The organism is Bartonella sp. TT110JLCBS (assembly GCF_042193405.1).
Lineage (GTDB): Bacteria > Pseudomonadota > Alphaproteobacteria > Rhizobiales > Rhizobiaceae > Bartonella.
On record NZ_JBHILT010000044.1, the window covers coordinates 1 to 1,512 of the forward strand.

Here is a 1,512-nt window from a genome sequence, read left to right on the forward strand (position 1 = left end):
AGTGCTTTAGGTCATTTGGCTGGTTCTACTGTCGGTGGAATACGAAGACTTTTTTCTCCTTCTCATAAGGAAGGTGTTGCAACAGACACATTAAGAGCAATCAGTAAACATTTAGGTAAGGAAGCTTCTGAAGAGCTAGGAAACTCTTTTAAGAATGCAGTTCCTACCGATTACGTAGCTGATCATAGTCCTTTTTTACAGGATCTTGTTTTTGATATCGCGAAAAGAAATCAAGGAGCTTATCTTGATTTGACTAAAAGAGCTGGGCAGAGAGCGTTGGGAGGAGGGGAGCGTATTCATCAAGCCGCTGATGAACACTTTGTTCCTCGTCAAAATGTCACAGGTTTAAAAGATGATCTTATCGCGAGTAGAGAAGCAGAATCACATACTCTTTACGAAATAGCCAAGAAAACGCCGATAGGAGAAAAATATTATGGTGCTCTTAATGATTTAATGAAGCGTCCATACTTCAAACAAGCTTATGATGAAGGACTAAAGCGGTTTATTACGGATGGCAACAACGTTAGTCCGTTTTCTTCTCAAAAATTTAGTCTCCTTAAGGAGAAACCAAACATGGGGGCTCTTCATAAGACTAAGGAGGTTGTCGATTTAATGATAAGGACCGAAAGGAGACAAGGAGATAATAGCCAAGTTCGCAGTTTAGTAGGCATTCAGAAAAAGTTATTAGAGCTTATGGATGATATATCATCTGAATATAAGAAGGGACGGGCATTATATCATCAATATAGTTCAGATGTAGATGCTATGGATGAAGGTTCCAAAATTCTTAGAAAGTCAGTTAATAAGGATAAATTCAGTAAAACTTTTGATGAATTACCAGAGGGAGAACAAGAATACTTTAAAAAGGGATCAAGAGCAAAACTTTTACAAGGTATGGGGCAAGCAGGAGATCAAGTTTCCAAGGCAAAAGATATTTTTGGTACGAATGATCTGTATGAACGATTTGCAACGATTTATGGAGCAGATAAAGCTTCTGCTGTTAAGAATGTTGTCAATAAAGAAGCTGATTATGCAGATTTTTATAATAGAATACCAAATCGTATAGCGAATAAAGAGATATCTTTTACGCATAATGTCAGTATGCCAACGGGTAAATTTGATGCAGCTATGCAAGCAGGAAAAGCGGCGGTGAAGGCTTCTTGGATTCCTTTCAAAGAGGCGGCGTTTAGAGAGCGTCAACGGATTGAAAAGGATGTTGTCAAGTTGTTAACAGGGGGGACACAGATTAAGAATGATCAAATTGTAGCTCTCATTCAACGCATGGTAAACGCGCATCATAAGGGATATGCGACGAAAGAATGGTTCAAAAAGCTATCTGCTGCTTTGTTTGGAGGTGGGGGAAAAGCCTCAACGGAGGAGTTGAATTTATTGAGTGCATTTGAGTAAGGGAGGAGATTAGGCTATGACCCGTTCTAGTCCTTCTGTTAATCAAGCGATACGGCAAACGGCAGCGCGATATGGTTTGCCAGAGAGCTATTTGTACCGTGTTGC

At 39.6% G+C, this 1,512-nt stretch carries 2 pseudogenes; both read left to right on the plus strand.

Annotated elements, in window-relative coordinates:
• Nucleotides 1-1,407: pseudogene (locus ACFILW_RS08750) on the plus strand (hypothetical protein); the annotation flags it as partial.
• Nucleotides 1,408-1,423: 16 nt separating this feature from the next.
• A pseudogene (locus tag ACFILW_RS08755) lies at nucleotides 1,424-1,512 on the plus strand (lytic transglycosylase); the annotation flags it as partial.